This window comes from Vibrio sp. R12-SW3-ISO1, assembly GCF_059834005.1.
In genome coordinates, this window is record NZ_JCBDGK010000047.1 from 1 (window position 1) to 15,564 (window position 15,564).

General features: G+C 48.0%; 16 protein-coding genes. 8 read left to right on the forward strand and 8 right to left on the reverse strand.

The window, feature by feature from the left end:
• From napA to napF, 3 genes are all read right to left on the reverse strand, one after another.
• A partial coding sequence (gene napA, locus AC6R0R_RS14270) for a periplasmic nitrate reductase subunit alpha (protein ID WP_500627156.1) occupies positions 1 to 2,084 on the reverse strand: 2,084 nt, incomplete at its 3' end.
• The gene (locus tag AC6R0R_RS14275; RefSeq protein ID WP_500627157.1) at positions 2,081 to 2,389 is read right to left on the reverse strand and encodes a chaperone NapD; all 309 of its coding nucleotides are present in this window, start codon (positions 2,387 to 2,389) and stop codon (positions 2,081 to 2,083) included. The genes AC6R0R_RS14275 and napA, both read right to left, overlap by 4 nt.
• Before the next feature lie 20 nt (positions 2,390 to 2,409).
• Positions 2,410 to 2,880, reverse strand: a complete 471-nt coding sequence (gene napF, locus AC6R0R_RS14280) for a ferredoxin-type protein NapF (protein WP_500627158.1) — start codon at positions 2,878 to 2,880, stop codon at positions 2,410 to 2,412.
• A gap of 247 nt (positions 2,881 to 3,127) precedes the next feature.
• On the opposite strand from napF, the gene narQ reads away from it, so the two are divergent.
• Together narQ and AC6R0R_RS14290 are read left to right on the forward strand one after the other, a co-directional pair.
• Complete coding sequence (gene narQ, locus AC6R0R_RS14285; RefSeq protein ID WP_500627159.1) at positions 3,128 to 4,861, forward strand: nitrate/nitrite two-component system sensor histidine kinase NarQ; 1,734 nt, start codon at positions 3,128 to 3,130, stop codon at positions 4,859 to 4,861.
• The gene (locus AC6R0R_RS14290) at positions 4,848 to 5,480 is read left to right on the forward strand and encodes a response regulator (RefSeq protein ID WP_500627160.1); all 633 of its coding nucleotides are present in this window, start codon (positions 4,848 to 4,850) and stop codon (positions 5,478 to 5,480) included. The genes narQ and AC6R0R_RS14290 overlap by 14 nt, the downstream gene beginning before the upstream one ends.
• Positions 5,481 to 5,486: 6 nt before the next feature.
• On the opposite strand, the gene AC6R0R_RS14295 is transcribed toward AC6R0R_RS14290, so the two are convergent.
• The 3 genes from AC6R0R_RS14295 to AC6R0R_RS14305 form a co-directional block, all read right to left on the reverse strand.
• Complete coding sequence (locus AC6R0R_RS14295) at positions 5,487 to 6,272, reverse strand: EAL domain-containing protein (RefSeq protein WP_500627161.1); 786 nt, start codon at positions 6,270 to 6,272, stop codon at positions 5,487 to 5,489.
• A 190-nt stretch (positions 6,273 to 6,462) separates the two neighbouring features.
• A complete protein-coding gene (locus AC6R0R_RS14300; protein WP_500627162.1) occupies positions 6,463 to 7,251 on the reverse strand; it encodes a lipase family protein in 789 nt (262 codons plus the stop codon).
• 84 nt (positions 7,252 to 7,335) lie between these two features.
• Entirely contained in the window at positions 7,336 to 7,971 is a 636-nt protein-coding gene (locus tag AC6R0R_RS14305) for a hypothetical protein (protein WP_334551852.1), read from the reverse strand.
• 101 nt (positions 7,972 to 8,072) lie between these two features.
• On the opposite strand from AC6R0R_RS14305, the gene AC6R0R_RS14310 reads away from it, so the two are divergent.
• The 3 genes from AC6R0R_RS14310 (at position 8,073) to AC6R0R_RS14320 (ending at position 9,608) form a co-directional block, all read left to right on the forward strand.
• Positions 8,073 to 8,321 carry a DUF2164 domain-containing protein gene (locus AC6R0R_RS14310; RefSeq protein WP_334551853.1) on the forward strand — a complete coding sequence of 83 codons (249 nt, stop codon included), beginning with the start codon at positions 8,073 to 8,075 and terminating at the stop codon, positions 8,319 to 8,321.
• A 163-nt stretch (positions 8,322 to 8,484) separates the two neighbouring features.
• Positions 8,485 to 9,042: a cytochrome b gene (locus AC6R0R_RS14315; protein WP_500627163.1), complete on the forward strand. Its 558-nt coding sequence runs from the start codon at positions 8,485 to 8,487 to the stop codon at positions 9,040 to 9,042.
• The gene (locus AC6R0R_RS14320) at positions 9,039 to 9,608 is read left to right on the forward strand and encodes a YceI family protein (protein WP_334551855.1); all 570 of its coding nucleotides are present in this window, start codon (positions 9,039 to 9,041) and stop codon (positions 9,606 to 9,608) included. The genes AC6R0R_RS14315 and AC6R0R_RS14320 overlap by 4 nt, the downstream gene beginning before the upstream one ends.
• Before the next feature lie 58 nt (positions 9,609 to 9,666).
• Here the strand turns inward: AC6R0R_RS14320 and focA are convergent, their stop codons facing one another.
• Together focA and AC6R0R_RS14330 are read right to left on the reverse strand one after the other, a co-directional pair.
• Positions 9,667 to 11,127 carry a formate transporter FocA gene (gene focA, locus AC6R0R_RS14325; RefSeq protein WP_500627164.1) on the reverse strand — a complete coding sequence of 487 codons (1,461 nt, stop codon included), beginning with the start codon at positions 11,125 to 11,127 and terminating at the stop codon, positions 9,667 to 9,669.
• A gap of 244 nt (positions 11,128 to 11,371) precedes the next feature.
• Positions 11,372 to 12,271, reverse strand: coding sequence for a LysR substrate-binding domain-containing protein (locus AC6R0R_RS14330; protein ID WP_487901515.1), 900 nt, complete (start codon positions 12,269 to 12,271; stop codon positions 11,372 to 11,374).
• A 459-nt stretch (positions 12,272 to 12,730) separates the two neighbouring features.
• Here AC6R0R_RS14330 and AC6R0R_RS14335 point away from each other — a divergent pair, with 459 nt between their 5' ends.
• The 3 genes from AC6R0R_RS14335 to AC6R0R_RS14345 all read left to right on the forward strand — a co-directional run bounded on the left by AC6R0R_RS14335 (position 12,731) and on the right by AC6R0R_RS14345 (position 15,551).
• Positions 12,731 to 13,279: a CBS domain-containing protein gene (locus AC6R0R_RS14335; protein ID WP_500627165.1), complete on the forward strand. Its 549-nt coding sequence runs from the start codon at positions 12,731 to 12,733 to the stop codon at positions 13,277 to 13,279.
• Between the two features lie 24 nt (positions 13,280 to 13,303).
• Complete coding sequence (locus AC6R0R_RS14340; protein WP_500627166.1) at positions 13,304 to 14,833, forward strand: hypothetical protein; 1,530 nt, start codon at positions 13,304 to 13,306, stop codon at positions 14,831 to 14,833.
• 220 nt (positions 14,834 to 15,053) lie between these two features.
• Positions 15,054 to 15,551, forward strand: coding sequence for a DUF1097 domain-containing protein (locus AC6R0R_RS14345; protein ID WP_500627167.1), 498 nt, complete (start codon positions 15,054 to 15,056; stop codon positions 15,549 to 15,551).
• Positions 15,552 to 15,564 lie beyond the last annotated feature (13 nt).

Here is a 15,564-nt window from a genome sequence, read left to right on the forward strand (position 1 = left end):
AACGCTTTTCCGTCAGGCTTGCCGTAGAAGTCCCAACCGCTACCGGCTTTGGCATATGGATCTGAGCCTTCTTTGTAACGCCAAAGGGTCTCTTTACCGTCAACGACTGGCCAACGAAGACCACGTGTTTGGTGATACACTTCATACGGCGCAAGATCGTGTGCTTTGCCGCGTCCAAATGAGGCGTACTCTTCAAAAATGCCTTTTTGTACGTAGTAACCGAAGTGGTGCGCATCGTCGTTGAGTTCGCGCGCTTCCTCGATTGGGTATTTATTGATCACGCCATTCGCGAACAGCATGTCATACATGGTTTTGCCGCGATACTGAGGGGCTTTGGCGAGCATCTCTTCTGTCCACACTTCTTCCATCTTGAAGCGTTTAGAGAATTCCATAATTTGCCAAAGGTCAGATTTCGCTTCGCCAACCGTACCGACTTGTTGATACCAAGCCTGTGTACGACGCTCTGCGTTACCGTAGGCGCCTTCTTTTTCGATCCACATCGCTGTCGGTAGAATCAAATCTGCCGCTTGCGCAGTGGCCGTTGGGTAAGGGTCAGAACAGACGATAAAGTTTTCAGGGTTACGATAGCCCGGTAAACGCTCACCGTTAATATTCGGACCTGCTTGCATATTGTTGTTACACATCACCCAGTAAGCATTGAGCTTACCGTCTTTGAGCATGCGGTCTTGCAGGACGGCGTGGAAACCCGGTTTAGGAGGAATGACACCATCAGGAATGTTCCAGATTTTTTCTGCAATCGCGCGGTGTTTTGGATTCGCGACCACCATATCAGCGGGTAGACGGTGGGCAAAAGTGCCGACCTCACGAGCGGTACCACACGCAGAAGGTTGCCCTGTCAGAGAGAATGGGCTGTTGCCTGGAGTTGAGATTTTACCCGTGAGAAGGTGGATGTTGTAAATCAAGCTGTTCATCCATACGCCGCGGGTATGCTGGTTCATCCCCATCGTCCAAAGTGACATCACTTTAGTGTTCGGATCCGCGTATTGTTTCGCTAGAGTGATCAAGTCTTCTTCAGATACGCCCGACATTTCTGACGCTTTGGCCGCAGTGTAAGGCGCCACGGATTGCTTATATTCATCAAAAGAGATGCCCGACATATCGCCGCTGTTTGGGTTAGCCGCAGCTTGTTGAAGCGGGTTATCGTCACGCAGACCATAGCCAATGTCTGTGGTAGCTTGCTTGAATGTGGTGTGTTTGTTGACGAAATCCCAATTGACGGCGTCGTTTTCGATGATGTAATTGGCAATAAAGTTGGCAATGGCCAAATCGGTCTGTGGTTGGAAGATGTACCCAGTATCGGCCAACTCGAACGAGCGGTGATAGTAAGTAGATAGCACATTTACCTTAACATGGGGATGGCTGAGGCGACGGTCAGTGATGCGAGTCCACAATACAGGGTGCATCTCAGCCATGTTTGAGCCCCAAAGCACGAATGAATCTGCGTGCTCGAAATCGTCGTAACAACCCATTGGCTCGTCGATGCCAAACGTGCGCATAAAGCCAACCACGGCGGAAGCCATACAGTGACGCGCATTAGGATCGATGTTATTAGAGCGAAGCCCGGCTTTCATCATCTTGGCGGCGGCGTAACCTTCCATTACGGTCCACTGACCAGACCCAAACATACCCACACCCGATGGGCCTTGTTTTTTCAGTGCTTCTTTCCATTTGTCGGCCATGGTATCAAAGGCAACATCCCAAGACACCGGGGTAAAGTCACCGTTTTTGTCGTACTTGCCGTCTTTCATGCGCAACAAAGGCTGAGTGAGACGGTCTTGACCGTACATGATCTTTGAGAGGAAGTAGCCTTTGATACAATTCAAACCTTTGTTGACCGGCGCTTCAGGGTCACCCTGAGTCGCGACCACTTTGCCGTTTTGTGTACCAACCAACACAGAACACCCGGTCCCGCAGAAGCGACAAGGCGCTTTGTCCCAGGTAATCGCCGATTGCTCTGAACTGGCGATCAGGTTGGTCGCTGTGGCAGGTAGACTGATGCCGGCTACCGCGGCGGCAGAGGCTGCTGCGTTTGCTTTTACAAACGCTCGTCTTGTCATCTTCATACTTCACCCTCGAATTGGGAATGTTCTTTTCCAGTGTTAGTTGTCACGTCATCGCCTAGGTCCGTTTCTATCTGGTGGTAGACCAACACAGTACTTAAGACGTTAGGTAGGTTGTTGATTTCGTCGATGGTATCGGTGATAAACCCTTGGTTTTGAGTTTCGAGCACCACCACCAGCTTGCCCTCAGGGCTGTCTGCATAAATTTCTGCGTTGGGCATTGCACTGATCGACTCCTTGACCTCGTTTAGATGGCTAGGCGCGGCGTGAACCACCAAGCTTGATATATGCACTTCATTCAGTGACATGTTGTTGTCCATTTTTATAATCAATTGCTCACATTGATGGATGACGAAGGGCAAACGGCAACACAGGCACCACAACCGCTGCACTTATCGTGGCTTATGTGAGGCTGGGCGACTTTGCCTACCTCTAATTTGAACTGAATGGCCATTGGCTCACACAACTCACCACAACTCCGGCACTCCACATTTTGTTTGGCTAAACACGTTTCATTGATGCTTGCCTTTACATGCCAAGGCGTATCAGCCTCAGGTAAAAAAATCGGTTCCTGACAAACGTCGGCACATCGATAACAGAATGTGCATTCGTCGATAGAGAAGTCGACAGTAGGAAATCCTCCGTCACCGCTGACAATAATCTGCGTGTCACAGACACGGGCGCACTCTCCACATCGGGTACACAAATCGGTAAAGCTTTGTGCATCCGCAACCCAAGGCAGGCGAATCGTATTGTCTGCTTGGCGAGTAAAAAGACGGCGTTTACTGAAATCGACCACGTTGCTATCCGTTGTGAACTGCACTTATGTAAGCGTAGCTCACATTTCCTATTAATAACTTGTCATTAACACACACATAAATTGTAGTTTTTGACATATTTGTATAAATAACCCTTTGGGGGTAATCAGATTATGTTGTTGTTTTAGATCAATAAATTTGGTTTAGTTTGATCACATATTTAGCCGAAAGCGTGAATATGATGACTTGGTGTGATGGGGAATAGGTGAGTAATAACGTGGTGAATGCATGCCAAGAAGCGTAAAAAAATCCGTCACTCGCACGATAGCGAAAGCCATGGGCTTGATCTTAGCCCTATCGGTCGTGACGACCAGCTATGCGATCATCACATTAGCGTCTAGCCTCAATGATGCTGAGGCAGTGAACGTGTCTGGCTCAATGCGTATGCAGAGCTATCGACTGGCGCACGACATCCAATCGCAATCTCAAGACTATCTCCAGCACATCGAGATGTTTGAACGCTCTATCTACTCCCCTTCGATGAAGGCGTTGCAAGGCTGGGGTGTTCCTGATGACATTACTCACGATTACTACCGGTTGATCATGCGTTGGCATGAGTTGAAAGCCGTGCTTCAGAGCGAAGATCGAAGCCATTATTTAGAGATGGTCGCGGGCTTTGTGAATCAAATTGATACCTTTGTGTTCAAGCTGCAACACTTCTCTGAACAAAAAATGATTCGCTTGGCCTGGGTGGGTGGTGCAGGGCTCGGTGGTATCTTGTGTGTGGGGCTGTTCGTTATTCACTACTCCAGAAAGCAAATCGTGAAACCGCTGAACGCTATGATGTTGGCCAGCGAACAGATTCAATCACGCTCGTTTGATGTGAAGCTGGATGTTTCAAGTGAGAATGAACTTGGTGTTTTGACTCGTACATTCAATAGCATGGCCAGCGATTTGGGCAATTTCTATCGAGGATTAGAGCAAGCCGTCAATGAAAAGACGCTTAAGCTCCAACATGCCAATGACTCACTGCAAGTGTTGTACAATTCATCGCAAGAGCTGACCGCTTCGAGGATCACGCAGGAAAACTTCGAGGCGATACTGCAACACATCGTCTCTCTTGAAGGGATTGTAGCGGTCAAAATGGAAATCTTCAGTGACGGTGAGCGACCGCTCGTGTTGACCAAAGGTGACGTTTGCCTCAGCTGTGACAGTGATTGCCAAAGCAAACCGTTGGCCTTAGATGGGGAAGCACTAGGCACATTGTACTGGAAAACATCACTGCCTTGCCCTGATCAAGCCTTGATCGATAACTTTGTCCAAATCCTCTCGCGCGCGGTGTATTACAACCAAGCGCAGAAGCAAGCGGAGCATCTCCTTTTGATGGAAGAGCGCGCGACGATCGCCCGTGAACTGCATGACTCGCTTGCTCAGTCTTTATCCTATTTAAAAATTCAAGTCTCGTTACTCAAACGGGGTTTATCCGCTCTGTCTCCCGGCGAAGCATCGCCGCACACTCAGAGCGTACTGAAGGATCTCGACGGCGGGCTATCCGCCGCCTATACCCAATTACGCGAATTGCTGACCACGTTTCGACTGACGATCAAAGAAGGCAGTTTTGGCCAAGCACTAAAAGAGATGACGGAGCAATTGGCCGATCAATCGTCAATCCGCATAGAGGTCGATAATCAGCTCTCCTCTGTAGAGCTTGATGCCAGTGATCAGGTTCACTTACTGCAATTGATCCGTGAAGCGACCCTAAATGCGATCAAGCACGCCAAAGCGACGCAAATCGATATCGCCTGCCTTGAGACCGACAATAACGTTGTGGTGTCGGTCTCTGACGATGGCATCGGGTTTGAACAGGCCAACGAAAAGCTCAACCACTACGGCATGAGTATTATGCAAGAGCGAGCGTCCCGGTTAAACGGCACCTTGGTCATTGAAAGCAAACAAGAGCAGGGGTGCCGCGTCATCCTCACGTACCCAAGAAATAAGGAAACAAGCAGTGTCACAATGTAGAGTTTTGCTGGTGGATGATCACCCTCTAATGAGAAGAGGGATTCAGCAGCTACTGAGTTTTGAGCCGGAGTTTGATGTTATCGCCGAAGCCAGCAATGGGACTGAAGCGGTGGCGAAGAATCACGAATTAAAGCCAGATTTGATCTTGCTGGACTTAAATATGAAAGGGATGTCGGGGCTTGACACCCTGAATGCACTGCGCGCCGATGACTGTGACGCCACTATTGTTATTTTGACAGTATCAGACAGCCCAGCAGACATCGAAGCGATCATTCGAGCCGGAGCCGATGGCTATTTGCTCAAAGATACCGAGCCCGATGAGTTGGTGTCGCTGCTCAAACAATCCATTCGTGGTAACAAGGCTTACAGCCGAGAAGTGGCGAAATACCTGCTCAAGCGAGAACACACTACCGATGTGTTTGATGAACTGACCGATCGAGAGCGTCAGATTCTCAAAGAGGTTGCCAAAGGATTTCGCAACAAACAGATCGCAGATACGCTGTTTATTTCCGAATCGACGGTCAAGGTGCACATGAAAAGTTTGCTGAAAAAGCTGCGCGTTCCGTCGCGTACCGCCGCCACCATCTTGTATTTGGAACGTTATGGTGACATTAAGTAAGTGCGACTAGGAATGCTTTAGCTTCAACACGCTGTCAGGCATAGAGAGAAAATAGCCTTGATACATATTGAGATCTAAGGCGCGCATGGCATCGAGTTGTTCTTGGGTCTCGATGCCCTCGATCACTACCTGACAGCCCAACGTTTTTGCCAATTCGATACCTGAAATCATCGCGGCTTGATTGCCTTGCATGTAGTCGAGCATCAATGAGCGATCCATTTTTACGATGTCAGGACTGAGTGTTTCCACCCTGGCTCGATTGGAGGCTTCCACACCATAATCGTCCACCGCAATATGAAATCCAATATCGCTAAGCTTCTTCATTGCGGTCTTCAATAAGGCTTCGTTGGCATGTTCATGCTCAACCACTTCAATAACGATCTGATCCAGTGCGAGCCCGAGCTCTTTTATCCGTGTGGCCAGTAGGCTTTCCGTCATATCAATCACCGCCATCGCATCGCCTACGACAGGAAGGATGTTGAGGAACAATTTGCGGTCACGAAATTTTGATTGGGCGAAGTTTCGAATATGAATCACGCGACTCAAGCGCTCAACATTCACTTTGTCATCCAATGGGATGCTGTCTGAGGAAAAAAACAGATCGGGTCTCACGGAACTGCCGTCTTTGCGGGTGATGCGCAGCAGTGCCTCTAAACCAACCATGCTGGTGTGTTTGGTATAAATCGGCTGGTAGACACTAGAAAGTGTCAAAGACTTATAGTGCGCAATGTACTGGCCATCTTCTCGCTGTTCGAGACATCGAGTAAACTGCTCTCGGGTGGACAGAATCATAAAAACGCCTTACCTCAAAAATACCACATGGCGATACAATCAAACGACTAAGCATACTGGAAAGTACCGATTTTGTCGCACGTTGGAAGCCAACCTTTTGTCTCAATAAAGATACAAGCATTATCAAAGTTGCGCCAAGTTTTCTTTGTTTTAGAAATGAATAAATATCCATTTTAAGATAGAGGTCTCATCAACGCTCATCAAAAAAATCTTTATTGCGTATGTATTTAGACATCAAATGATAGGAAAACGGACGGATAAGCCAGGACACAACACTGCGACCAAAGCGTAACCAATTGGGTGTGTTTTCGTAAATACGACCATTGTAGAGCCACAGCATTTTTCCAACGTGCATATAGTAGAAAGGAATAGGGGGCAGGAAGGTGACGATGTCGAGATCGCAGCAGACGCGATAGGTTTTGTGCACTAGCAAGTAGTGTCGATAGAATCGATAACCACCGACCGATGGCTGACCAAAGGTTACGACTCGTTTGATAACCTTAGGATGGCAACGCTCAAGGCGGTCAGCAATGACTAAGCCGACAGCGCCGCCGGATGAGTGCCCCGTTACCGTGATTCGTTTACCCTGTTCTATCAATGGCACGAGTATCGTGAGCAATTTGTCAAACACACTCATACCTAAGGTGTCGCTCTTATGACTTGGCGTGCTTTCTTGATTGAGTAAGTCGAAGTAGCCGGCGTGAATCGCATAGGGTAATTGAAAAGGCGCGCAGCTTTTGTGCCAAAGTTTAAGGTTAAGTAGCCAATCCCAAACATTGTGGGAGCCTTTGATCACCACAATGACTTCGTCTTTATCGTGGCTCCACAGCACACGAATCATAGGTTTACCAAAACGGTTATGAATAACGCGCTGGCCGTTTGGGGCAAAGCCATAGCGTGTCTGTTTTAGGACGCGTTGATAAGCAAGATTACACAGCACCGCGTAGCGTTCATACTGATAACGCTTCAGTTTTTTCATCGAGTCATTAAATCAGTGAGGGGATCGCTTTAGTATGCGCGCGCAGAGTGACGCTTCTGTGACAGTGGCGGAGTGGGAAAGGGATTAACTAAGCTGAATAACTGAATATAAATGCAAATACTTGCGCACCAGTTGCTGATCCGTTGAGCGACGCAGTGGATGGGTGAACTTAACGTAGTAAGGACTCATGCCAAATTGCTCTTCTAGTGTCGCCGCTAATTGTGAATCGCTCTCATATAAGCTCACCCCTTGAATACGGTAATCGTCTAACTGGTCAGGCAGTTGCCCCGTCCACCAGTGTAACAACTCGCGGCTCTGTTTACTGCGAGTGATCCAATGGTCAGACAGCAGGAGCACAAGGTCGTTGGGCTGAATAGCGTAGCTGTATTCGGCGTGCCATAGAGCGATGGACTTAAATAACTTCTTACGGTGGGTGGAACCTGCGCTGACCAGGTGAGACGTCATAATCCAAACAGTGCCCAGCTCAGAGCTCACTCGATAGTGGTGAGGCATCTCTTTGTGGGTCAGGCATTCTTGGGCAGTGTAATCACACGCGTGGCCAAACTCGGTGAGTGTGCGAGAAAGACGCCGCGCAAACGCCAAGCCCAAATGGTGCTCACTCATGCCTTTATTATGAATGGTCGGGTAGTGCTTTTCACATAAGGCCATACAGTCGGCTTGAAACTCGTTCACGCTTTGAATTAGCACATCCAGTAGCAAGGTGGGTTCTCCATTACTCAAACTCGCCAAATTAGAGTAACACGCCACTTTTAAATTAAGTTACATTTAATTGGCTAAAATTCAGGGGAAATGAGGGGTTTATGTCTAAGATTGAATTTACATCACAACAAAAACACGCGATGGCGCAGTCACTCCAAGACTATTTACATGATGAGTTGGAGGTAGAAATTGGCCAATTCGATGCCGAATTTCTCACCGACTTTGTGATTAAACAGTTTTCTGCCACCTTTTATAACAAGGGGTTAAGTGATGCCCAAGCCGTGTTTGAGCGTAAAGTGATGGATGTTGCGGATGAAATATACGAGCTAGAACAGTGGGAGCCTAAGTAATCAGGGATAAGTTCCTTCAAATTTTTTGAATGACTTCATCAATGCGACGACATTTCCAAGTTTGCGAACCTGTCCGATAATCATTCACAACGCAATTGATTATAAAAACGTGCTCAACCATAACTTTTTTGCTTGGGCGTCAACCAAAGTTGGAAGTATACAAATGAACAGCAGCCAAAATCATCCGCATAGGGTAAAGAACTACAACGGCGTCGCGCGAGCCATCCATTGGGTGTCGGCACTGGTTGTGATTGGTATGTTTGCGGTGGGGCTATGGATGGTTGATCTGAGCTACTACAGTGAATGGTACAAAACCGCACCGCATTGGCACAAATCAGTGGGTATTTTATTAGCCCTTGTCACTCTATTCCGATTTGTATGGAAAAATGTGACAGCGTCACCGCAAGTCGAAGGTGCAAAGATTGAAGTCCTCGGCGCAAAGTTGGCGCACCTAGCCATGTATGCACTACTTCTGACGTTGTTTGTGTCGGGATATCTTATTTCAACGGAAGATGGGCGAGGTATCGAAGTCTTCGGTTGGTTCACCGTCCCTGGTATGGGCGCTTTCTTTGAAGGTCAAGCCGATACCGCAGGGCAAATACACTTTTACGCTGCTTGGGCGTTAATCTTATTAGCCGCTGTGCATGCACTGGCAGCACTAAAACACCACTTTATTAACAAAGACAACACGCTACGCAAAATGATAGGAGCTTCAAAATGAAAAAGACGTTACTTGCTACCGGACTAGCTATGGCAATGGTACTGCCATTAGGCGCAAGCGCGGCGGATTACGTAATTGACACCAAAGGTGCACACGCATCGGTCAACTTTAAAGTTAGCCATCTAGGATACAGCTTCATTAAGGGTCGTTTTAACACCTTTGATGGCGAGTTCTCTTACGATCCTAGCAATGTTGAAGCGTCGAAAGTGACCGTGAATGTCGACACTCGTAGCCTCGACTCAAATCACGCTGAACGTGATAAGCACATTCGTAGCGCTGATTTCATTGATGCCTCTAAATTCTCAACCGCAACCTTTACGAGCACCAGCGTTGTCGATAAAGGGGACGGCATGCTAGAAGTGAAGGGCGACTTGAACCTACATGGTGTCACTAAACCGATTACGATCGACGCTGAATTTGTCGGCGCAGGCCAAGACCCATGGGGTGGTGAGCGCGCAGGATTCGTGGGTACAACACGACTAGAGCTTGCTGATTTTGATATCGCGGTGATGGGCGCATCAAGCTACGTCGATATGGAACTGCATGTCGAAGGCGTTAAGAAGTAATCATTTCTAGATAGAATGACATAGCCCTCCAATCGGAGGGCTTTATTGTTTCTATGATTTATGCAAGACGCTTTTCGTCTTGCGCATCAGTCTCGTATGGTGATTTTGACTCAAGTTTAGTCGTTTGTTGTAAGGCACGAAGAACTTGTGCTCGGGTCACCACGCCAACAAGACGTCCATCAGCCAGTACCGGCAAGACTGATGGGCGATTAGGGGGCGAATGCTTTGCACGTGCGGTCAGTGACGCAGAGTTGAGTTGCGTTGCATACCCCATGCTCGATGTCGGAAACAGCGCCGCTTTGTCGAGGCAAAAGTATTCTAATACATCAAGCAAGGTATCGCTTACCGACACCGCGCTGATCTCATCGTTCATCACCGTCACGACGCTTTGTTCCATTTGAGTAGGGTGCTGATGGCTCCACACCTCAATCATAGCGTCGTGAATCGAAAAGAATCCGATCAATTCATTCTGTGTATTGACGACAGGTGCGCCGTCGATGTGCAGCTCAAGAAGCGTATCAATGGCTTTGCCGATCGGAGTGTTAGCAACGAACTGAACCGGATGCGTGTCCATAATTGTCTCGATGGTTACGGTGTCTTCGCCGCGATAAAGGGTGTGGGCGCTGATCTTTTCGGGTTGAGTGATCGCCTGATTGGCCGTCGCTTTAAGCTGAGGCCGACGATAGATAGACCAGTTCGCTAAACCAACCAACACCGCGCCACCCACGATGTTGCCGAGGGTGACTGGGATTAAGTTTGCTGTGATGAAATGGCCGACCGTCAAGTCGTAAAACTGCGAAGCAGGCACACCGATTTGTGACCAAAAAGGCTCTGGAGCAAAGCTGTGGATGGCGATGCCAAGTGGCACCATAAACATATTAGCCACACAGTGCTCAAAGCCGCTGGACACAAACATTGCCACCGGCATCACCGTCATGGCAGCTTTCGTCATGGTATTGGCACTGCTAAAGGTCAACCATATGGCCAAACACACGAGAAGATTACACAAAACGCCCAGTGCAAATGCCTGAACGGGCGTGTGATGCAGTTTATGCTGCGCGATGTTCAGCGCATTTAGTCCCCACTGGCCTTGATCTAAGCCGTACAAGCCTGCAAAAAACACAATAATCAGCAGCAGTGAGGCACCGATAAAGTTACCCAAGTAAACCTTACCCCAAATTGACAGCATCTTGGTGGCACTGATTTGTCGGTTCGCCCAGGAAATGCTCGACAACACCGAGCTGGTAAAGAGTTCGCCGCCACAAATGACGATCAAAATTAGTCCCATACTGAATGCCAAACCGCCGACTAAGCGACTCAATCCCCAACCGGCTCCGGCATTATCGGTGGTCACCGTAATATAGAAGACGAACGCTAAACCGATAAATGCACCAGCCATGATCGCGAGGCTCAGTGTCATCGTGCTGGTTTTGTTGGCTTTACTGAAAGCAAACTTTTCCGCTTCCGCCATCATCTCGGCGGGTGAAAAAGAGACCTTCTCGTTGTGTGTTTGTGTCATCGCTCCCCCCAAACTCCTTTCAATGCAGACTATGCATCCTATTGTCCTTGTGGATTCATTGTAGGGTAGGCAAAGATTCAGTAAAGATAAAATTGATTAATGTTTTAATTACCATCAATTAAATTGATATAGATAAATAAAATAGCGATTAAGGGAGGGGGCGAAAAGAGTATCAGAAACATTGATAGGGAGAAGGGGTAAAACAAAACCCTCCAAAAGAGGGCTTTGCGCTGGTTATTGGAACTCAGAATTTGTGGTTTTTAATCATCCGATGCGCTTCGCGCTTAATACAATCCAATAACGGGTGATCTTCCATGTCTGCACGCCAGATAAATGAAATCGCTCGATTCATTTTAAGCTCCGGTACGTTCAGCGCGGCAAGTTCACCGCGTTCAATATAGGGTGCGACATCGAGGTAGGGGAGACATGACAGGTATTTACCATTGGCGACAAGCCGACGAATGACCGGAATGTGCGCGTATTCACGCCATACGTCAAGGTCAGGGATCAACGGCAACATCGCCCCTTCAAACACAGAGCGAGTACCGGCGCCGCCTTCACGCAGCACCCATTGGGCTTGCTCTAATTGCGCCAAACTGACGCGTTCGTTTTTGGCGTATGGGTGATGCGCTGAACTGATCACAACGAGGTGATCTCGGAACCACTCTTCTTGATGTGTACGGTTATCGTCACATCGACCTTCGATAATGCCGAGGTCATATTTATAATCGAGTACGCCTTGGATGACCTGATTGGTACTTTTGACATCCAAAGCGGTGCGGATCTCTGGAAAATCATTATCAATGGTACTAATTAGCTCGGGGACGAGGTGCTCCGCGGGAGTTTGGCTAGCACCAATATTGATATTGCCACTGAACAAATGTTGGTCATAGAAACCGATTTCGATCTGTTCTGCATCCTGCAGGAGCCTTTTTGCTCTCGGTCTTAGCCAGTTGCCCCAGTGGCTAAGGCGCATGTATTTACCCTGACGAATAAACAGCTCTCTGCCGAGGAGCTTTTCCAACTGGCTCAAGGACATACTCGCAGCGGATTGGGTAATGGCCAGTTTATCAGCGGCTTGGCTGACGCTACCCAGTTCGGCCACGGCATCAAATACCGCGAGTTGTTTCAAAGAATACCGCACCGTTTCTCCTCTTTGTTTCTATTCAGGCAAAGCATAATTGAGGCGTAGTCGCTCAAAATTGGGTAAGATTGTATATCAGAAAATCTGATTCAGAAATGAAAATAAATCAATTTTTCAATTTATTCCTGCTCTGTCATAGTCAGTGTTTCAGCTCTTGAATACTATACTATCAGAGTGTTAGCCCAGCGCTTCGAGATCAAGCTCCCATTGATGATCGTTGTGGCTTCGTCAGTCTGAAACACCCTATCAATCCGATTGATAACCCTTCTCTTGCTATAACGAAAAGCCTAAATTTTATTTCATATCAATAAAATTGAATCTAAAAATAAATAAAATCAAATTTACTAATACAATTGCACTTTGTAACATGGCGTCCAGCAGTGAGGTATGGGCTGCTGAGTTATTGAATTTTTGTTGGATTGGCATGGGATGCCGACCGCTATTTTTTAGGAGAATGTTATGAGTGCATTGTTAACCGTAAGCGACATTGTCAATTCGAACGCACCAGTATTACGTCAAGATACGCCCCTTTACGCGGCGATCGACCAGTTTTTACAACACAACACCAACGGTGCTGCCGTTTGCGATGAGCAGGGTAAGTTAGTTGGCTTCTTTTCGGCACATGACGTAATGACTGAAATGTGGTGTCAGGATTACATCCCCGACACTCAAGTAACGATTGGTCAATTGATGAAAACCGATGTGGTCACGATTGGCTTTGAAGAGCGCCTCACTGATGTTATGGAGTTTCTCGCGCTTGATAAAGACCAGATTTATCCAACAACCGCGATGGGTATTGCGACGCGTTTGAGCACCCTCTCTCTGGAAGAACGCGTCAAAAGCATCAAGGTGAATCGCCCACAAATTCTGCCCGTTCTTAATGATGGCAAGTACGTGGGTGTGGTTTCGCGTACAGAAGTGCTGCGTGCACTGCGCACCTTATTTAAAGAAGCGCCAACGGCGATGTCGCCTGTCAGCACACCTCAAGCAGACACCAGTGTCGCTTAATTCGAGTTTATAGTTGGAGTTATAATGGAACAGTTTTCCCATCTAGCGGCGTTTAATCATTACGTGTTGGCGTTTGTCGCTCTTTCGATCATGGTACTGGTGGCTCGCACAATTGTTGCAGGTACTAAGTACTCTTCACTGTTGGTGATCGTCGTGTTTGGTTTAGGCCTTGGATCCTTGTTGGTTCAAAGTGGTATGGCTCAACCGGGATTAACCGATTTTCCTGTGGTCGTGATGATGAGTCAAACCACCGTCATCGCTTTGATTGCCTCTTTCTTCGTTGGAGGACAAGAGATTAAGCGCCTGTTGTCAAACCACGATATGTCGGACGACAATTATTTCACGCCATCGAACAAAGAGATGGTGCTGGGAACGAACACCACTCAGTTCATGTTTATTGTGCGTGCGTTTCTATTATTGCTCGGTATCGATATGGCGGACGCGCTGCTGTCTGGGCGCGCGAGCCATTACCAATTGGGCGATTCTTACTTGCTGTTGGCTTACATCAGCCTGGCGATCGCGTTCATCTTAGTGGATAGCAAAGCGATTTTCGCCTGTAAACAGTCTTACATTCGCAAAGGGGTGGTGGAAGCCGTTGCGATTGTACTGGTACTGAAGTTTTCGTTGATGCTGTCTAATATCGTGCAAGCCTACATCGGTCTACCTCAGATTTTCTTTGCGATGATTTTGTCATCGGGCCTTGGCGCTATGCTGCCAAAGTGGAAGTTAGGTCCAACCATGAACTCACTGCTGTTCGCTGGTATTCCACTTGTATTGGCCGGGAGCTTCTTGGTCGGCGGCTCACACATGCTTGAAGCGTTCGCAATTCCGGGTCTATCAAGCGTGATCGTTTACGGTTTTGCAGGACAAGTGTTCTGGATGTTTGGTGGCTTAGCGCTGTTGATCTTTGTTGGTCGTGCTAACCATCTGAGAAACTTGGCACCGGGTATGGCAGGCGGTTTGTCTCACTCAGGGCTAACGGGCGCATGTACGGCAGGCGATTTCGGTCGCACTGCGGCATCACGAGCGCCTATCATGATCAACATTCCGTTTGCAGGTCATATCTTTGTGTTTACGATTCTTGCGGCGAGTGCTGAGAGTGGTTCACTGCTCGTACAATGGACATTGCCACTGATTTTAGTGGGGGGAGCATTTGTTTTCTTTGCACTGAAAAACCTACGCAATGCCGCTGGTAGCGAGGCCAAAGAGGTGAAAGGGTTGATGCTATTCTCCCTGGGTTGGCAAATTATGGCAGTCTTCGGCAGCTTTACCCTCCTGAGTTTGGCGGGAATGTCGTTGGAGCATGCATCAATGGCAGCGTCTTCAGGCTTATCTCACTTTGGCCTATTTGCTGCGGTGCAAGAGGGCATGTTTGGTAGTGCGGCGGCCAGCTTGATCACCTTCACTTTCGCGATGACTTTCTTAGTCCATCCACTCGTCTTCGGTATGTTCGGCAAAGCGGCGGAACGTGAGGGTGTGATGACAGAAAAAGTGGTTGGCGTGTTAGCCACCTTGGGACTTGCTGGTGTGGTTTACTCGACTATGTTGATCTAGCCCCCACGTCATTTGTCGATACAAAACATGGCCAAGCGTTACGTTTGGCCATTTTTGCTTTCTGTTTACTAAATCTGTTTAAATATCGATTGCGTCACTAATTAATGTAACGAATGAAACTTCGTTGCGTAATAATGTGATCAATGTAACTTAACAAGGCTGAGCATAGCGATATGATGGCGGCAATTTCTAACGCTACCGATTTTCTCTGTGAGGCATTATGACGACATTACTCGCGATATCGCTGACCACCGGCTTACTTTCCGGCCTGTGGGGCTGGATTGCCATCTCACTCGGTTTGCTGACCTGGGCAGGATTTCTAGGCTGCACCAGTTACTTTGCTTCTCCGACTTCAGGCTTAAAAGGCTTAGCACAAAGCTTAGTCACCAACCTAAGCGGTGTGTTTTGGGCAATGGTGATCATTCACGCTAGCCAGTTTGCTTCGCTAGAAATACTTGGCTATGTCATTACTGCGATTGTCGCTTTTTTCATGTGTATTCAAGCGAAACAGTCCTGGCTGGCTTATATCCCAGGTACATTCATCGGTTCGTGCGCGACGTTTGCCGCAAATGGTGATTGGCAACTGATTGTTCCATCGCTGATGTTGGGCGGCGTGTTTGGTTATGCGATGAAAGCGTCTGGCCTATGGTTGCAACAAAAGTCTCAATCCAATGGCAAATCCGCGTCAGCGAGAAGCAGCCAAGCTGTGAGCCAGTAGTGCGTTATTTCTA

Coding starts and splice junctions, on each gene's coding strand:
- narQ (WP_500627159.1), top strand. CDS start 3,128: ATGCCAAGAAGCGTAAAAAAATCCGTCACTCGCACGATAGCGAAAGCC.
- focA (WP_500627164.1), bottom strand. CDS start 11,127: ATGACACAAACACACAACGAGAAGGTCTCTTTTTCACCCGCCGAGATG.
- AC6R0R_RS14340 (WP_500627166.1), top strand. CDS start 13,304: ATGGAACAGTTTTCCCATCTAGCGGCGTTTAATCATTACGTGTTGGCG.
- AC6R0R_RS14300 (WP_500627162.1), bottom strand. CDS start 7,251: ATGAAAAAACTGAAGCGTTATCAGTATGAACGCTACGCGGTGCTGTGT.
- AC6R0R_RS14335 (WP_500627165.1), top strand. CDS start 12,731: ATGAGTGCATTGTTAACCGTAAGCGACATTGTCAATTCGAACGCACCA.
- AC6R0R_RS14275 (WP_500627157.1), bottom strand. CDS start 2,389: ATGTCACTGAATGAAGTGCATATATCAAGCTTGGTGGTTCACGCCGCG.
- AC6R0R_RS14315 (WP_500627163.1), top strand. CDS start 8,485: ATGAACAGCAGCCAAAATCATCCGCATAGGGTAAAGAACTACAACGGC.
- AC6R0R_RS14310 (WP_334551853.1), top strand. CDS start 8,073: ATGTCTAAGATTGAATTTACATCACAACAAAAACACGCGATGGCGCAG.
- AC6R0R_RS14295 (WP_500627161.1), bottom strand. CDS start 6,272: ATGATTCTGTCCACCCGAGAGCAGTTTACTCGATGTCTCGAACAGCGA.
- AC6R0R_RS14320 (WP_334551855.1), top strand. CDS start 9,039: ATGAAAAAGACGTTACTTGCTACCGGACTAGCTATGGCAATGGTACTG.
- AC6R0R_RS14345 (WP_500627167.1), top strand. CDS start 15,054: ATGACGACATTACTCGCGATATCGCTGACCACCGGCTTACTTTCCGGC.